This is a genomic window from Streptomyces sp. NPDC018029 (assembly GCF_044327655.1).
GTDB lineage: Bacteria > Actinomycetota > Actinomycetes > Streptomycetales > Streptomycetaceae > Streptomyces.
The window spans coordinates 113,453-128,876 of record NZ_JBIRFV010000007.1; the positions used below are offsets into that span (position 1 = coordinate 113,453).

At 73.0% G+C, this 15,424-nt stretch carries 12 protein-coding genes; 6 read left to right on the forward strand and 6 right to left on the reverse strand.

Annotated features, from left to right (window positions below; translation table 11 throughout):
* Positions 1–310 precede the first annotated feature (310 nt).
* On the reverse strand, positions 311–1,480 hold the full coding sequence (locus ACH4D5_RS22095; RefSeq protein ID WP_398305102.1) for an alpha/beta hydrolase-fold protein: 1,170 nt from the start codon (positions 1,478–1,480) through the stop codon (positions 311–313).
* A gap of 120 nt (positions 1,481–1,600) precedes the next feature.
* On the opposite strand from ACH4D5_RS22095, the gene ACH4D5_RS22100 reads away from it, so the two are divergent.
* Positions 1,601–1,813, forward strand: a complete 213-nt coding sequence (locus tag ACH4D5_RS22100; protein ID WP_398305105.1) for an MbtH family protein — start codon at positions 1,601–1,603, stop codon at positions 1,811–1,813.
* 75 nt (positions 1,814–1,888) lie between these two features.
* Complete coding sequence (locus ACH4D5_RS22105) at positions 1,889–3,457, forward strand: amidohydrolase (protein ID WP_398305108.1); 1,569 nt, start codon at positions 1,889–1,891, stop codon at positions 3,455–3,457.
* Positions 3,458–3,475: 18 nt separating this feature from the next.
* Here the strand turns inward: ACH4D5_RS22105 and helR are convergent, their stop codons facing one another.
* Positions 3,476–5,686, reverse strand: a complete 2,211-nt coding sequence (gene helR / locus ACH4D5_RS22110; RefSeq protein WP_398306022.1) for an RNA polymerase recycling motor ATPase HelR — start codon at positions 5,684–5,686, stop codon at positions 3,476–3,478.
* Between the two features lie 354 nt (positions 5,687–6,040).
* On the opposite strand from helR, the gene ACH4D5_RS22115 reads away from it, so the two are divergent.
* Positions 6,041–6,598, forward strand: coding sequence for a GNAT family N-acetyltransferase (locus ACH4D5_RS22115; protein WP_398305111.1), 558 nt, complete (start codon positions 6,041–6,043; stop codon positions 6,596–6,598).
* 89 nt (positions 6,599–6,687) lie between these two features.
* On the opposite strand, the gene argB is transcribed toward ACH4D5_RS22115, so the two are convergent.
* From argB to ACH4D5_RS22135, 4 genes are all read right to left on the reverse strand, one after another.
* Positions 6,688–7,695: an acetylglutamate kinase gene (gene argB, locus ACH4D5_RS22120; RefSeq protein ID WP_398305114.1), complete on the reverse strand. Its 1,008-nt coding sequence runs from the start codon at positions 7,693–7,695 to the stop codon at positions 6,688–6,690.
* Positions 7,696–7,712: 17 nt separating this feature from the next.
* Positions 7,713–8,864: a bifunctional glutamate N-acetyltransferase/amino-acid acetyltransferase ArgJ gene (gene argJ / locus ACH4D5_RS22125; RefSeq protein ID WP_398305117.1), complete on the reverse strand. Its 1,152-nt coding sequence runs from the start codon at positions 8,862–8,864 to the stop codon at positions 7,713–7,715.
* Positions 8,861–9,901, reverse strand: a complete 1,041-nt coding sequence (gene argC, locus ACH4D5_RS22130; RefSeq protein WP_398305120.1) for an N-acetyl-gamma-glutamyl-phosphate reductase — start codon at positions 9,899–9,901, stop codon at positions 8,861–8,863. The genes argJ and argC overlap by 4 nt, the downstream gene beginning before the upstream one ends.
* Before the next feature lie 65 nt (positions 9,902–9,966).
* Positions 9,967–10,623 carry an isochorismatase family protein gene (locus ACH4D5_RS22135; RefSeq protein ID WP_398305122.1) on the reverse strand — a complete coding sequence of 219 codons (657 nt, stop codon included), beginning with the start codon at positions 10,621–10,623 and terminating at the stop codon, positions 9,967–9,969.
* Positions 10,624–10,870: 247 nt separating this feature from the next.
* Here ACH4D5_RS22135 and ACH4D5_RS22140 point away from each other — a divergent pair, with 247 nt between their 5' ends.
* The 3 genes from ACH4D5_RS22140 (at position 10,871) to ACH4D5_RS22150 (ending at position 15,358) form a co-directional block, all read left to right on the forward strand.
* Positions 10,871–12,244 carry a DUF4192 domain-containing protein gene (locus ACH4D5_RS22140; protein ID WP_398305125.1) on the forward strand — a complete coding sequence of 458 codons (1,374 nt, stop codon included), beginning with the start codon at positions 10,871–10,873 and terminating at the stop codon, positions 12,242–12,244.
* 162 nt (positions 12,245–12,406) lie between these two features.
* Positions 12,407–14,479 (forward strand): glycogen debranching N-terminal domain-containing protein, encoded by a 2,073-nt coding sequence (locus tag ACH4D5_RS22145; protein WP_398305128.1) that lies wholly within the window; start codon positions 12,407–12,409, stop codon positions 14,477–14,479.
* 117 nt (positions 14,480–14,596) lie between these two features.
* The gene (locus tag ACH4D5_RS22150) at positions 14,597–15,358 is read left to right on the forward strand and encodes an NUDIX hydrolase (protein ID WP_362992694.1); all 762 of its coding nucleotides are present in this window, start codon (positions 14,597–14,599) and stop codon (positions 15,356–15,358) included.
* The last annotated feature ends 66 nt before the right edge of the window (positions 15,359–15,424 follow it).

The window sequence follows — 15,424 nt, forward strand, 5'->3', positions numbered from 1 at the left end:
GCCCAGGGGGGGCGGGGTCCGGGCGCTGGGGGCTGGGGGCCGGGGACGTACACGCGGAAGGGCGGCGTGGGCCCCGCCGGGGGGCGCGGGGAACGGCGCGAGAAACCCCCACGGGCCCGCAGATGAACGAGGGCCGCTTGTCCAGGGGCGCGGGGAACTGCGCGACAAACCCCCACCGGCCCGCAGACGGGCGACGGCGGTATGGGCGCGGTCAGGGGCGCGGGGAACTGCGCAAAAAAGCCCCCACCGGCCCGCAGACGGGCAACAGCGGCGTGTCCAGAAAGGGGGCGCGGGGAACTACGCAAAGGCCTCACCGCCCCCCGAGCCCACCCCCACCCTCCAGCGAAGCGCCCAGCACCCAACCAACATCCCTGACCAACGCATGCCGCCACCCCACCCGATCATGCCCCGCCGCCCCCCGAGACACCTTGACCTCCGCCCCGGCCCCCCGAACCAACGTCTCGGTCAGCTCACAGTGAGGCAGCATCCGCACCTCGTGCTCCCCGACGTCGAAGGCGACCCGCAGCCCGGACAGGTCGAACCGCCCCTCCGCGAGCCGCGCGGCCACCGCACCCCCCACCGGCCCGCCCAACGGATCCGCCGAGCCCACCGCATCCGGCGTCCACCAGAACGACCCCGACTGGCAGGCGACGCGAGACACCAACTCCGGGAACTCCAGCGCCGCGTACACCGCGCTCAGCCCACCGAGGCTCTGCCCGGCGACCACCAGCCGCTCCAAATCAACATGCACGCCGCACTCCGCCACCAGCGGCAGCAGTTCGTCCCGGACGGCCTCCCACAGCGCGGGATCGCACGCGAACTCGGCTTCCCGGTCCTTGGCCGGCAGGAAGACGAGGGTGACGGGAGGCATGTCACCGGCGGCGACGGCCGCGTCGAACGCGGTCATGGCCGGATGCAGGTACAGCCAGTCGTCCCCGTCGAGCAGCAGGACCAACGGCCCGCCACCGCCCGCCGCGTGAACCCGCACGGTACGCCGCCCGCCGAGCCGCCGGCTGGCCCACCGGATCCGGGTGCTCGGCAGCGGCAGGATGTCGTCGGGGCCGACGGAGGGCCAGTGGGGCTGGGCCGGGGCGTCCGGGGTCGCGGCGATGGACCGGTCCCCGCCCGCGCCGTCCGGGTTGAACGGGTCGGCGTGCGCCTCCCCGTCCACGAGGATCTGGTAGGTCACCCGCAACCGCGCGGGCATGCGCACTTCCGCGTACCAGCAGTCCGTGTCGGCCCACCGGCGCAGGGGCACCGGCTCCGACCAGCTCTCGAAGACGACGCTCGCGGCGGAACCACGCCACAGAAAAAGCGCCCTCCAGCCACCGCTCCCGTCCCCGACACCATCCCCGTGCCCGTCGTCGTCGGCGGGCACGCACACGGGGGTGCGAGCAGCCGCCCAGAACGCCTCGGTGCCGGGTTCGCCGGCCAGTCCGAACTCGGCGAAGGCGCTGTCCGTGTCGGCCGCCAGGCGCATGAACGTCTCCTTGTGAGAGGGAAGGAAGAAAGGCTAAGCTCGCATTAATTTAGGGGAGCCTAACCTAATCCCTCGGTCCTGCCCAAGATACCTACGTCCCGCCCAAGGAGGCACCGACACATGAGCACCAACCCCTTCGACGACCCCGATGGCCGCTTCCTGGTCCTGGTGAACGACGAGGGGCAGCACTCGCTCTGGCCGTCCTTCGCCGAGGTCCCCGGCGGGTGGACCATCGCCTTCGAGGAGAACACGCGGGACGCCTGCCTGGCGTACATCGAGACCAACTGGACCGACCTGCGCCCGCGTTCCCTCGTGGCCTCCGTGGACGGCTGACCTCCTCGGGGCCCCGCGCGCCCGGCGCGCCCCGCCCGCCCCGTACGCGTTCCGCACCGCGGAGGGACACCGTCGATGCTCTGCACCAGACTGACGAACGCGCGCTTCCTCACCATGGATCCGGACCACCCCGTCGCCCACGACCTGGGCATCTGGCGGGGCCGGATCGCGGGCCTTGACGAGGCCGTGACCTCGCTGCCCGCGCGCGAGGTGATCGACCTCCAGGGCGCCACCGTGCTGCCCGGCTTCGTCGACGCCCATGTGCACCTGGCCTGGACCGGGTTCAAGGAGACCACCGCGAGCGTCGCGGGCCGCACGCGGATCGACGACGTGCTCGCCGTGGTGGACGCGGTGGCCGCCCGCGAGGGCGCCCCCGGCTCCTGGCTGAGCATCGCCGGCTACGACCAGCGGCCCCTCGGCCGCCATCTGACCGCCGCCGAACTGGACCGGGTCAGCCACGGCCGCAAGGGCCTCCTGCTGCACGACTCCGGGCACGGGTGCGTCGTCAACTCCGCTGTACTGGACCTGCTCCCCGCCGATGTCCCGCACGAGAACGGCTTCCTGGCCGAGGGTGCGATGGGCGCCGCCCGCGCGCTGCGGCTACCGTACTCCCAGCGCGAGTTGGCCGAAGCGATCGGGCGCGCCGCCCGGACCTGTCTGGCCGAGGGCGTCACTGCCTGCGCCGAGGCGGGCATCGGCGGTACTCTCTTCGGCCACAGCCCGGTCGAGCTGGGCGCTTACCAACTGGCCCGCGATGAGGGCCTGTTGCCGCTGCGCGTCCAGCTCATGGTCTCCGCGGACCGGCTGAACCCGGTCGCCGCGCACCCGGCCGACGGCATCCCGAGGGCGCTCGACCTCGGCCTGCGCACCGGGTTCGGCGACGACCGGCTCTCCGTGGGCGCGCTCAAGATCTACACCGACGGCGGCATGATGGCCCGTACCGCCGCGCTCACCCGTCCGTACGAAGGCCTCGACCACGCGGGCCAGTTGCAGGACGACCCGCGGGCGCTCGCCGACACGATCGTGGACGGCCACCTCGCGGGCTGGCAGCTCGCCGTCCACGCGATCGGCGACCGCGCGGCCGACCTCGCCCTGGACGCCCTGGAGCGCGCCCAGCGCCTGCGGCCGCGCCCGGCGGCCCGGCACCGTGTCGAGCACGCCGGACTGATCCGCCCCGACCAGCTCCCGCGCTTCGCACGGCTCGGCGTCACCGCGGTCGTCCAGCCCAACTTCCTGCGCTACTTCGGCGACGACTACGCGGCGATCATGGGTGAGGAAAGGGCACCCTGGCTCTACCGCGGCCGCGGCTTCCTCGATCACGGCATCCCTCTCGTCGGCAGCTCCGACCGGCCCGTCACGGACGGCTCCCCGTTGCGCGCCGTCCAGTTCATGGTCGAGCGCGCCTCCGTGTCGGGCCAGGTGATCGGCCCGGACGAGGGCATCACGGTCGATGAGGCCCTCCACGCCTACACGGTCGCCGGCGCCCACGCCTGCCACTGGGAGGACACTTTGGGCAGCCTCACCCCGGGCAAGCGCGCCGACCTGGTCGTGCTCGGCGACGACCCCCGCCGCGTCGACCCGTCGCGCATCGGTGCCATCGAGGTGGCGGCGACGTACGTCGACGGGCGCGCGACGGGAGAGTAGGCGTGCCGTCCCCTGACCTCAGGAGCCGGTGAGGATCACGAGTTGCCGGGTCGCCCGCGTCATCGCGACATAGCGGTCGACCGCCCCCTCGATCCCCGCACCGAACGTGTCCGGCTCGACGAGGACGACCAGGTCGAACTCAAGACCCTTCGACAGCTCGGGGGTCAGGCAGCTCACCCGCGGCGGAGCCTGGAACTTCTCGTGGAACGCGGGGTTGCCGATGACGCACGCCACCCCGCCCTCGTGCTCGGCGAGCCAGTCGTCGAGCACCGACTCCAGGTCCACGACCGCCCCGTGGACGACGGGGACGCCGCTGCTGCGGATGGACGTCGGCACGTTCGCGTCGGGGAGCTCGGCCCGGATGACCGGCTCGGCCTCCGCCATGACCTCTTCCGGCGTGCGGTAGTTGATGCTCAGGGAAGCCATCGTGATCCGGTCGATCCCGGCTCGCGCCAGACGCTCCTCCCACGACTCGGTGAAGCCGTGCCTCGCCTGGGCGCGGTCGCCGACGATGGTGAAGCTCCGGGACGGGCAGCGCAGCAGCAGCATCTGCCACTCCGCGTCGGTCAGCTCCTGCGCCTCGTCCACGACGACGTGCACGAACGGGCCCGCGAGCCGGTCCGGGTCCTCGGTCGGCAGGGCGCTCTCGTCGATCAGGCTGTCCTGGAGGTCCTTGCCGTGCAGCATGCGCACGGCGCCTTCGCTGTCGTCACCGGCCGAGGCGAAGTCGGCGGCCGCCAGGATCTGGTCGATGACGCCGGACATGCGCTCGCGCTCGGCGGCGACCGCGATGTCGTGCCGCCGCCTGCGCCGCGCGGCCGCCGGGTCGCCGAGCCGCTGCCGCGCCGCGTCCAGGATCGGCAGGTCGGACACGGTCCAGGCCTGAGGGGCGTCCTTGCGCTGCAGCCGCATGACGTCGTCACGGTCGAGCCAGGGCGCGCACATCCGCAGATACGCGGGGACCGTCCACAGGTCGGAGACGACATCGGCGGCTTCGAGCAGCGGCCACGCGCGGTTGAGGGTCGTGACGAGTTCCCTGTCCTGCCGCAGCGACCGCAGGAACATCTCGGGGGACACGCCGTCCTCCTCCTCGTCCATGCCCTGCTTGTCCATGAGGATCGTGGCCAGCTCCTCCCAGATCAGCTCGCGCGCCTCGTTGTGCGCGGTGGCCGGACCCGGTGCCCGGAACGCCTCGGCCCAGTCCGCTTTGCTCACCCTCACCTCGGACCAGGGTGTCCTGACCGTGACGGCCTCGGTCGGCGGCTCCTCGTAGAACGCGACGGCCTTCTCGACCGCCTTCACCATGTCCGCCGACGACTTCAGGCGGGCCACCGCGGGATCGGCCTCCGGGGCCGCCGCGGCGCCCTCGGCGACAAGGTCCCGCAGCGTGCAGGTCTGCACGCCCTCCTCGCCCAGGCTGGGCAGGACGTCGGCGACGTAACCGAGGTAGGGCTCGTGCGGCCCGACGAAGAGCACGCTGCCGCGGCGGTTCTTGCCGAGGCGGGGGTCGGAGTAGAGGAGGTACGCGGAGCGGTGCAGGGCGACGACGGTCTTGCCGGTGCCGGGACCGCCGTCGACGACGAGGGCGCCGCGGGAGCTCGCGCGGATGATGGCGTCCTGGTCGGCCTGGATGGTGCCGAGCACGTCGCGCATCCGGGCCGACCGGTTGCCGCCGAGGCTGGCGATGAAAGCGGACTGGTCGTCGAGGGCGGCGTGGTGTTCGAGGCCGTCGGCCGTGAACACCTCGTCCCAGTAGTCGCTGATCCGGCCGCTGGTCCAGCGGTACCTGCGGCGGCTCGCGAGACCCATCGGGTTGGCGTGGGTCGCCGCGAAGAACGGCTCGGCCGCGGGCGACCGCCAGTCGACGAGGAGCCGGTTGCCCTCGCTGTCGGTGAGGCCGAGCCGTCCGATGTAGAGGGGCTCCGCGTCGGCGTCGTCCGTGGTGACGACGTGCCCCAGACACAGGTCGAGACCGAAGCGGCGCAGGGTGCGCAGCCGGCTGCTCAGCCGGTGGATCTCCGAGTCCCGGTCCATCGCCTCCCGGCCGATGCCGCCGGGCGCCTTGCGCAGGACGTCGAGACGGCCGGAGAGTTCGCCGATGGCTTGGTCGAGGCTCTCCGCGATGGCGGCGAAGTGTTGTTCGTCGCGGCCGATCAGCGCCGGGTCGGCCTTGGCCGAAAGGTTGGCGGGCAGGTTGAACGCACTGGTGGTCAGGGGGGTCTCCGATATCCGCAGGATCAGGCCTAGGCCCAGGATCAGGCTTAGGCGAGTGATTGTCCGGGACGACCGGGGCCTTGCCGCAAGCCCCCCAGTGCGCTATAAGTTGAGAGTGGCAAGAGGTGAGTACACCCTCTTGCCTTTCGTTGTTTTCGGACCTGTGCTCCCTCGATGCCCTGCGCTCCCCGTCGGGGATTGCCTCGTGCTCCCCGGTCGGCCGTGCCCGTCGGGGTGGAAGATCACCCCAACTGGACTCGCTAGTTAGGTAAGGCTAGCCTTATCTCGCTTGTCCCGTTGACGTGACACGGCAGTGAAACACGGCGACGAGCCGTTCTCCTACCGTGGAACACCGAGGAAGGTACAGCCTTGATCACGGCTACGCCGCGCCCAGCCCCGCCGCAGTACGAGCTCTCAGCCCCGCTGCGGCACGAGCTCCCCGAGGGGATGCCCACCGTGCGCGCCGCCCGTGAGGAGGACGCCGCCGCGCTCGTCGCCCTGTCCCGGCCCTTCGTGCGCTCCGGTGCGCTGCGGGAGCGCCCGCCCTCGCTCTACGCGGCCCACGCCGCCGACTTCCTCGTGATGGACGTACCGGGCAGCCCCCTTGAAGGCTGCGTGGGCCTCCGCGTGCACCCGGCCGAGCCTGCGGAGGGCCGCGAGGAGGGCCGTGGGGCCGCCGGCGTCCTGTACAACTTCTGCGTGGCCGGGCACCGGCAGGGCCGCGGAGTGGGCGCGGGGCTGCTGCGCGCCGTACTGGCCGTGGCGCACGCCAAATCGCTCACCGCCCTGTTCACGGCGACGACGGGCGGTGGCGACCTCTTCCTCCGGTACGGCTTCGCCCCCGCGGACGCGCGCCTGGCGCCCCCGTCCTGGACACGCTCCCTCGACCCCCGGCGCAACGCGCGGATACTCGCGCGGCATCTCTGACACGTCGCGACACGTACGGCTCCCGTCCCGGATCACACCCCGGGACGGGAGCCTTCGTCCTTCGTCTGCTTCCTTCGTCCGCGACGCGCTCAGACAGCGCACTCCGCGAGGTCCGTACTGCTGTCGGGAACCACGGTCGTGCCGGGGCTGGTCCTGTCCAGGATGCCCCGCAACACCGCGTGCGGCACCCGCCCGTCGAGGACGTGCGCCTTGCGCACGCCGCCGCGGACGGCCCGCAGGCACCCCTCCATCTTCGGCAGCATCCCGCTCGCCAGCTCCGGCAGCAGCCCGTCCAGCGCATCGGCCGTCAGGCGCTCGATCACCTCGGTGCTGTGCGGCCAGTTCGCGTACAGGCCCTCCACGTCGGTGAGCATCACCAGGCGTTCGGCGTCGAGGGCCACGGCGAGGGCCGACGCCGCGAGATCGGCGTTGACGTTGTAGACCTGACCGTCCTTGCCGCGTGCGACGGGGGAGACGACCGGTATGTGCCCCTGCTCCAGAAGCGTGCGCACCGCGCCGGTGTTCACGTCCACGATGTCGCCGACGAGGCCGATGTCCACCGGCCGGCCGTCCACCCGGGCGGACCGTCGCACGGCCGTCATCGTGTGCGCGTCCTCGCCCGTCATGCCCACGGCGAAGGGCCCGTGGGCGTTGATGTGGCCGACCAGATCCCGCTGGACCCGGCCGGTCAGCACCATGCGGACCACCTCCATGGTCTCCGGCGTGGTCACCCGCATGCCCGCCGCGAACCGGGTCTCCAGGCCGAGGCGGTCGAGCATCGCGTTGATCTGCGGGCCGCCCCCGTGCACGACGACGGGGCGCAGGCCCGCGTGCCACAGGTCCACGACGTCACGCGCGAAGGTCCGCTGCAGGTCGGCGTCCACCATGGCGTGACCGCCGAACTTCACGACGATCACGCTGCCGCGCAGCTCCTCGGAGACCTGCGGTTCCCCGGAGCCTTGCGGTGCCTCCGACCGGAGCAGCGAGGCGACGGCTGAATCCGTCGCACCCGAACCCGCGCCCGAATCCGCGCCCGAACCCGCGCCTGCATCCGTGTCCGAGGCAGGACCCGCGTGCTCCCTGACGACCGTTCGCATGTCTGTCCCTACTCCGTTCACGAGCTGTACGCGCTGTTCTCGTGGACGTACGCCGCGGTGAGGTCGTTCGTCCAGATCGTCGCCGACGCCTCGCCCGAGCGCAGGTCGACGGTGACCGTCACCTGGCGCCCCGACAGGTCCACCCGGTCCCGCGGCTCGCCCGCCGCGCCGTCCCGGCACACCCATACGCCGTTGATCGCCACGTCGAGGCGGTCCGGGTCGAAGACGGCGGAGGTCGTGCCGATCGCCGAAAGGACCCGGCCCCAGTTCGGGTCCTCGCCGTGCAGGGCGCACTTGAGGAGGTTGTTGCGGGCCACCGACCGGCCGACCGTCACGGCATCCTGCTCGGACGCGGCGCCGACCACACGTATTTCGATGTCCTTGGAGGCGCCCTCCGCGTCCGCGACGAGCCGGAGCGCCAGGTCGAGACAGACGCGGTGCACGGCCTCGGTGAACTCGGCCGGGTCCGGCCGCACCCCCGAGGCACCCGACGCGAGCAGCAGCACGGTGTCGTTGGTGGACATGCAGCCGTCGGAGTCCACCCGGTCGAAGGTGGTGCGTACCGCCTCCCTGAGCGTGGAGTCGAGCACCGGGGCGGTCACGTCGGCATCAGTGGTGAGGACCACCAGCATGGTCGCGAGGCCGGGGGCCAGCATGCCCGCGCCCTTCGCCATGCCGCCCACGGTCCAGCCGGGGCCGGAGGCCACCGCCGTCTTGTGGACCGAGTCGGTCGTCTTGATCGCCACGGCGGCGGGCTCGCCGCCGTCCTCCGACAGCTGTGCCGCGGCGGCTTCGATGCCGACCGTCACGCGCTCCATCGGCAGCCGAACACCGATGAGCCCGGTGGAACACACCGCGACCCGCCCGGGTTCGGAGCCCACCGCACGCGCCGTGCGCTCGGCCATCACCCGGGTGTCGTTTTCGCCCGCCGGGCCCGTACAGGCGTTGGCGCCACCGGAGTTGAGGACGACCGCGGTCAGCGTGCCGTCCGCGAGCGCGCGCCGGGACCAGCGCACGGGTGCGGCCTGGACGCGGTTCGACGTGAAGACGCCGGCCGCGGTGCTCGAAGGGCCGCGGTTCACCACCAGCGCCAGGTCCGGGGCGCCGGACTCCTTGATCCCGGCGGAGACTCCGCTCGCGAGGAACCCCCGGGCAGCGGTCACGCTCACGGAGCCACTCCGTTCATGGGCAGGCCCGTTCCTTCGGGAAGGCCGAGGGCGACGTTCATGCTCTGCACCGCGCCACCCGCGGTGCCCTTGGTCAGGTTGTCGATGGCGCTGACACAGACGACGCGACGAGCGGCCGTGTCCACCGCCACCTGCAGCTGGGCGGTGTTGGAACCGAGGACGGCGCCCGTCGACGGCCAGGCGCCGGGCGGCAACAGGCGTACGAAAGGCTCGTCGGCGTAGGCGTTTTCATAGGCGGCACGCACCTCGTCCTCGGCGGTGTCGGCCGGTATGCCCGGGCGCAGGCGCGCCGAGCAGGTCGCCAGGATGCCCCGGGGCATCGGTGCCAGGGTCGGGGTGAAGGACACGGTCACGCGCTCACCCGCGACGTGGGACAGGTTCTGCGTCAGCTCCGGAGTGTGTCGGTGGCCGCCGCCGACTCCGTAGGGCGTCATCGAGCCCATCACCTCGGAACCGACCAGGTGGGGCTTGGCCACCCGGCCCGCCCCCGACGTGCCGCTGGCAGCGACGACGACGGCTTCCGGCTCCACCAGCCGTGCCAGGAAGGCCGGGAAGAGCGCCAGGGTCACCGCCGTCGGATAGCAGCCCGGCACGGCGACGCGGTCGGCTCCCTTCAACGCCTTCCGCGCTCCCGGCAGTTCGGGGAGCCCATAGGGCCAGGTCCCGGCATGCGGGGAGCCGTAGAACCGCTCCCAGTCGGCCGGGTCCCGCAGCCGGAAATCCGCCCCGCAGTCCACGACGAGCGTGCTCGCCTCCAACTGGCGCGCCAGTGCGGCGGACTGGCCGTGCGGCAGCGCGAGGAACACCACGTCGTGGCCGCGCAGGGACGCGGCCGACGTCTCCTCCAGGGTCCGGTCCACGACGGCGGACAGGTGCGGTTGTACGTCCCCGAGTCGCCGTCCCGCGCTGCTGTGCGCGGTCACCGCGCCGATCTCGACCTCCGGATGCGACAACAGCAGGCGGAGGATCTCCCCGCCGGCATAGCCACTGGCTCCGGCCACCGCGGCCCGTACTGTCATGGTCTCCGTCTCTCGTGGTGTCCGTCTGTCCGTCTGTCCGTGCGCCCTGCGTGTCTCGGCCTGTCTCAGGCGTGGTTCGGCTCCCTGTGCAGGAGCAGGCCGCGCAGCAGGCCGTCCGTCGTGCAGACCATGCCGGTGCGTGCCGCCCAGCGAAGCGCCAACGTGTGTTCCTCGGCGGAGAGGTCGGCCACCGCGTCGGCGACGATGAACGGCTGTATGTCGTTCATGAAGGCGTCCGCCGCGGTCAGCAGAACCCCCAGGTGTGCGTACACCCCGCAGATGATCAGCTGGTCGCGGCCCTTCGACCGCAGCAACCTGCCGAGGTGGCTGCGCAGGAAGGCGTTGTGGCGCACGTTCGACAACAGGTGCTCGCCGGGCCGGGGGGTGAGCGGCGCGACGATGGCGGCGGCGCCCGGCTCGTCCCCGATGCCCGGCCCCCACATGTCGGCGACGAGCCCTCGCTGCCCGGGACCCTGCTCGGCCGGCTCCGCGCTGAAGACCACAGGTATGCCCAGGGTCGCCGCGAGTTCCCTGAGCGTGGCGATGTTGTCGACGAGCTCCACCACCGGGGAACGCCCCGTGGGGAACGCGCCCACGAAGTGGTTCTGCATGTCGTGGACCAACAGCGCGGCACGCACCGGATCGATCCTCCAGGAGACATGCGACTGGGGGAGGGCGGTGCGGTCCGGCATCGGGTAGGAGCCGATGGCGGGTAGGCCCATGGGTGATTTCCCTCCCCTGAAGACGCGCGCACCGCTGGGTCCGAACTGCGAATTGACCTTAGCTTAGCCTAACCTAAATAGCCTCATGGCTGGTTGGGTCGGCCGGTCAGCCGAGCGCTGGTGTGAGACACATCTTGACGCCGGAGCGGGCGAGTTCGCTGAGCCTGTGGATAACCATTGGCGTGCCCCTGACCGGGGTTATCCACAAGGCCAACAGGAATCCCGCGATCCGCGGGAGAGTCGGCGCATGACGAATCACAGCGAAGCAGCCGACTCGCTCGACGAGCCGGTGGTCACCCTGCGCACCCCGGCCGAACTGGCGGACGCCTTGCCGTACTTGCTCGGATTCAAGCCCGAGGAAAGCGTCGTGCTCATCGCCCTGCACGGCGAGCGGGGGCGGTTCGGCGGCCGTGTGCGCCTCGGCGTCCCCGAGCGCGCGGGGGACTGGCCCTGCGTCGCGGAGCAGCTGGCGCAGTGCCTGGTGAGCGGATGCGAGAGGAGGGGAGAGCGCCCCGACGGGATCGTCGCCTTCCTCTGTCAGGAGCCCGTCGGCGCGGAGACCGGACAGCAGGTCGTGGCGCGCCTGCGGCCGCTGGCCCAGGTGCTGCGGACAGCGTGCGGCCGCCTCGACGTCCCGGTGCTCGAAGTCGTGTGCATCTCGGCAGGCCGCTTCTGGACGTACTGCTGCCCGGACACCCGCTGCTGTCCGCCGGAGGGCACCCCTCTGCTCAGGCCGGGCACCTCGGTTCTGGCCGCCGCCGCGACCTACATGGGCGTCCGGGCGAGCGCCACGCAGAGCGAGATCAGGGGACGGCTGACCCCTTGGAACACCGCCGCGGCGACGGACCAGGAGCGAGCGCTCGACGCGGCAGCACGCGAACTCGTTCCCAGAATGCTGAGCGAGGAGGGCCTCGAAGACGACGGAGGCGATCAGGAGGTCCACGGAGTCGCCGCCGAGACACTCGACCTGGCCCGCCGGATCATGGCACGGCTGATGGCCGCTCCCGCACTGCCCCATCTCCTCGACGCGGACAACAGGGACGACGAGCTGATCGCGCACGACGAAGCAGCCGCCCTGCTCCTCGGCCTCCAGGACAGGGAGACCCGCGACCGCGCGGCGGAATGGATGGAGGGCGCCGACGGGCCGCCCGCGCTGCGCCTCTGGAGGGCCCTGGCCAGGCGCTGCGTCGGTGCGTACGCAGAGCACGCGGCCGCGCCGCTGGCCCTCGCCGGCTGGGTCGCCTGGTCCCTCGGAGACCTCGCGGAAGGCCAGGAGGCCCTCGACATGGCGCTGCGCGCCGACGCCGACTACACCTTCGCCGTGCTCCTCAACCGCGCCTGCAACGAAGACTTGGACCCCGAGTCGATCCGCCGCTGCCTGCGCAGGAGGCGCGACGAACGCGGCGGCGAGGCGGCGCCGGGCGCCCCGGCCCCCGAGACACCGGAAGACGCTTCTCCCCGGCGCCGCCGCCGACGGCCGCACCGCCCGGCGGCGGGCGACGGACCCCGGGCTTCCGGCGGCCCTCGGACAGTCGGCGGTCCGCGAAGCCCCGGTGGCCAGGGCCAAGGCCCGCGAAATCGTCGCCACACCACCAGGCGCGGCGCGAGGGACGACCAGTGAGCGCACGGTTCCGGTGCTGGGCCAGATGGTCGGCTTCCTGCCAGGGGGCGTTACTTGGGGCCGGGTCGGCCCGTTCACCTGAGTGGCGGTACCCGCAGGCGGGTCGCGCCGCCGCACCGCCCCCGACCTCCCGTAGCGCAGACAACGCAGAAGAAGCTGCCCATGTCTCTTCCCGCTCCGTCTTCCGTCTTCGACAGAGAGGGGCGCCGGCGAGCCCCGTCGGCCCCCGCCCCCTTCTCCGGCGGACCGGCACCGGCTCTGCCCCCGGCCCCCGTGCCGCGCGGCCCCGGCGAGCTCCCGCCCGCGCACGCCGTGCTGACCTGCGTCGCCCTGCCCGCCTTCGCGATCTCGACCGACCAGGGGCAACTGACCGGCCGAGGACTGGAGGGTTTCTACCGCGCGGGGCGCCGCACCCTGTCCCGATGCCAGGTGCGCGTGGCGGGACGCGAGCCGGTCGCCGTGCAGGCCCGCATGTTGTCCGCCGACAGCGCCCGCTTCGTCGCGACGCTGCGCCTGTCGACGGACAGCGGCCCGGACCCCGAGATCGTCGTCGAGCGGATCCGCCACGCCGACGGCACGGAGCGCATCACACTGCACAGCGCGTCCGGGCGCCCCCTCCGGCTGCCCCTCGAAGTCTCACTCGGCACGGACCTCGCCGAGGTCGGCGCGGTCGCCTCGGGCAGAGCCGGCCCCGAACTGCCCGCCACCGTGCACGACTCCGGCATGCGCTGGTCCTCCGCCACGGCCCACTGCCTCGTCACGGCCGACCCCGCGCCCGCGGACGCCCTTGCCTCCGCGGGCCTGCTGCGCTGGGAGATGCACCTGCCGCCGGGCGCCTCCCGCAGTGTGGAGCTGCGGGTGCGACCCGACGGCGCCGGGCCGGTCCGGGCCGCGGCCCACGGCGCGTCGCGCTCGGGATCCGGGGCACGGGCCGTCGGGGACGACCCGCGGGTCCAACCGCTCCTCGCCCGGTCCGTCGAGGATCTGCAGGCGCTGCTGCTGCGCGACCCCCGGCATCCGACCGACCTGTATCCGGCCGCGGGGGCGCCGTGGCGCTGCGGACTCGCGCCGGCCGAGGCGCTGGCCGCCGCCCGCATGGCGCTGCCGCTGGGCACCCGCATCGCCACCGGGACGCTGCGCACCCTCGCCCGCAGCCAGCTCACGGAAGCTGGCCCCCGCTCCGGCATGATCCCCGGGCCATTGCGGGACGCCGGACCGCACCTGCCACCCGGCTGCACGGGCACCGAGGCGACCCTGCTCTTCCCGGTGCTCCTCGCGGAGGCGTGGCGCTGGGGGCTCCCCGAGCCCGAGGTCGAGGAGCTGCTGCCTGCCGCGGAGCGGTGCCTGCGATGGCTGCGCACCTCGGTCGGCGACGGCACGTTCCTGTCCGACGCCCGCCCGGGTGGACTCGCGCGCGGCGAGATCCAGGCCCTCGCCCACCGCGCCGCGCTCCTCGGCGCCGACCTGCTCGACGCGCACGGCCGCGCGGACCCCACCGGACTGCGGCAGTGGGCAGCACGGCTGCGGTCCGCGTTCCAGGACGAGTTCTGGGTGGAGGACCGGGCCGGCGGCAGACCCGCCGCCGCCCGCCTCGCCGACGGACGGCCCGTGCCCCACCTCACCGGCGGAGCGGCCCACCTCCTGGACACCGGCCTGCTCGGATCCGGCACCCACGCCCCCGGACTGCTCGACAAGGTCAGGACCGAACAACTCGCCCGGCTCCTCGGCGGCCCCGCCATGGACTCCGGGTGGGGGCTGCGCAGTCTCGGCGCGAAGGAGGCCGCGTACAACCCGTTCGGACACCGGGGAGGAGCGGTCCGCGTGCACGAGACGGCGGTCGCCGTCTCGGGACTGGCCGCGGCGGGATACGAGAAGGAGGCCGACTCGCTGCTGCGCGGCCTGCTCCGCGCGGCCGAGTCCTTCGACCACCGGCTCCCGGAGATGTACGCGGGGGAGCAGCGCACCGAAGGCGGGGCTCCGCTGCCGCACCCGGCCGCCTGCCGCCCGGCCGCCACCGCCGCGGCCGCCGGGGTGCACGTCCTCGTGGCACTCGCGGGGATCCGGCCCGACGCGCCCGCCCGCACGGTGAAGCTGACCCCGGTCCGCAGCGCCCCGCTGGGCGAGCTGGGGCTGAGCGCGCTGAGCGTCGCGGGTGCCCCGTTCTCCGTGCGGGTCACCAGGCTCGGTCTCGCCATGGTCGAGGAGGCGGCCGACGGGCTGCAGTTGGGGGTGTGACCCCGCCGAACCACGCGGCGGCGCGCGGAGGAACGGCCGGGTGCCCCCGGCGCCCCGAACCGTGCAGCAATGGGCGAAGGAGGTGTTTATCGTCAGGCAGACGACTATGATCGCGGCATGTCGCCCTACGACCCGTCGGCCTTCCCGCCCTTCGCAGTCACCGTCGACCTGGTCGTGCTGACCGTGCGCCGGCACGCGCTCTGCGCACTGGCCGTGCGGCGGGGTGAGCAGCCGTTCCAGGGGCGTTGGGCGCTCCCCGGAGGTTTCGTACGAGCCGATGAGGACCTGTCGGCGGCGGCCGCGCGCGAGCTGATCGAGGAAACGGGCCTGTGCGCCCACGACCCCGACGCACCCGCCCAGGCCAACGGAGCGCATCTCGAACAGCTCGCCACCTACGGCGACCCCAAGCGCGACCCGCGCATGCGCGTGGTCAGCGTGGCCCACCTCGCCCTCGCGCCCGACCTGCCCGCGCCCCGGGCCGGCGGCGACGCCCACAGCGCCCGCTGGGCCCCGGTCGAGGCCCTGCTCCAGCAGGGGGGCTACGGCCGCGAGGACGAACAGGCCGCGCCACTCGCCTTCGACCACGCCCAGATCCTCGCGGACGGCGTGGAGCGCGCCCGCTCCAAGATCGAGTACTCCTCGCTGGCCACCGCGTTCTGCCCGCCGGAGTTCACCGTCGGCGAGTTGCGGCGGGTGTACGAGGCGGTCTGGGGCGTCGTCCTCGACCCGCGCAACTTCCACCGCAAGGTCACCGGCACGCCGGGCTTCCTCGTGCCCACCGGCGGGACCACCACCCGGCAGGGCGGCCGCCCCGCCCAGCTCTTCCGCGCCGGCGGCGCGACGCTTCTCAACCCGCCGATGCTGCGCCCCGAGGTCTGACGCCGGTCCAGCAGGGACACAACTGGCCCAAGCCCTGACCGAAAAGCCGTAAATGTCGCGTTATCT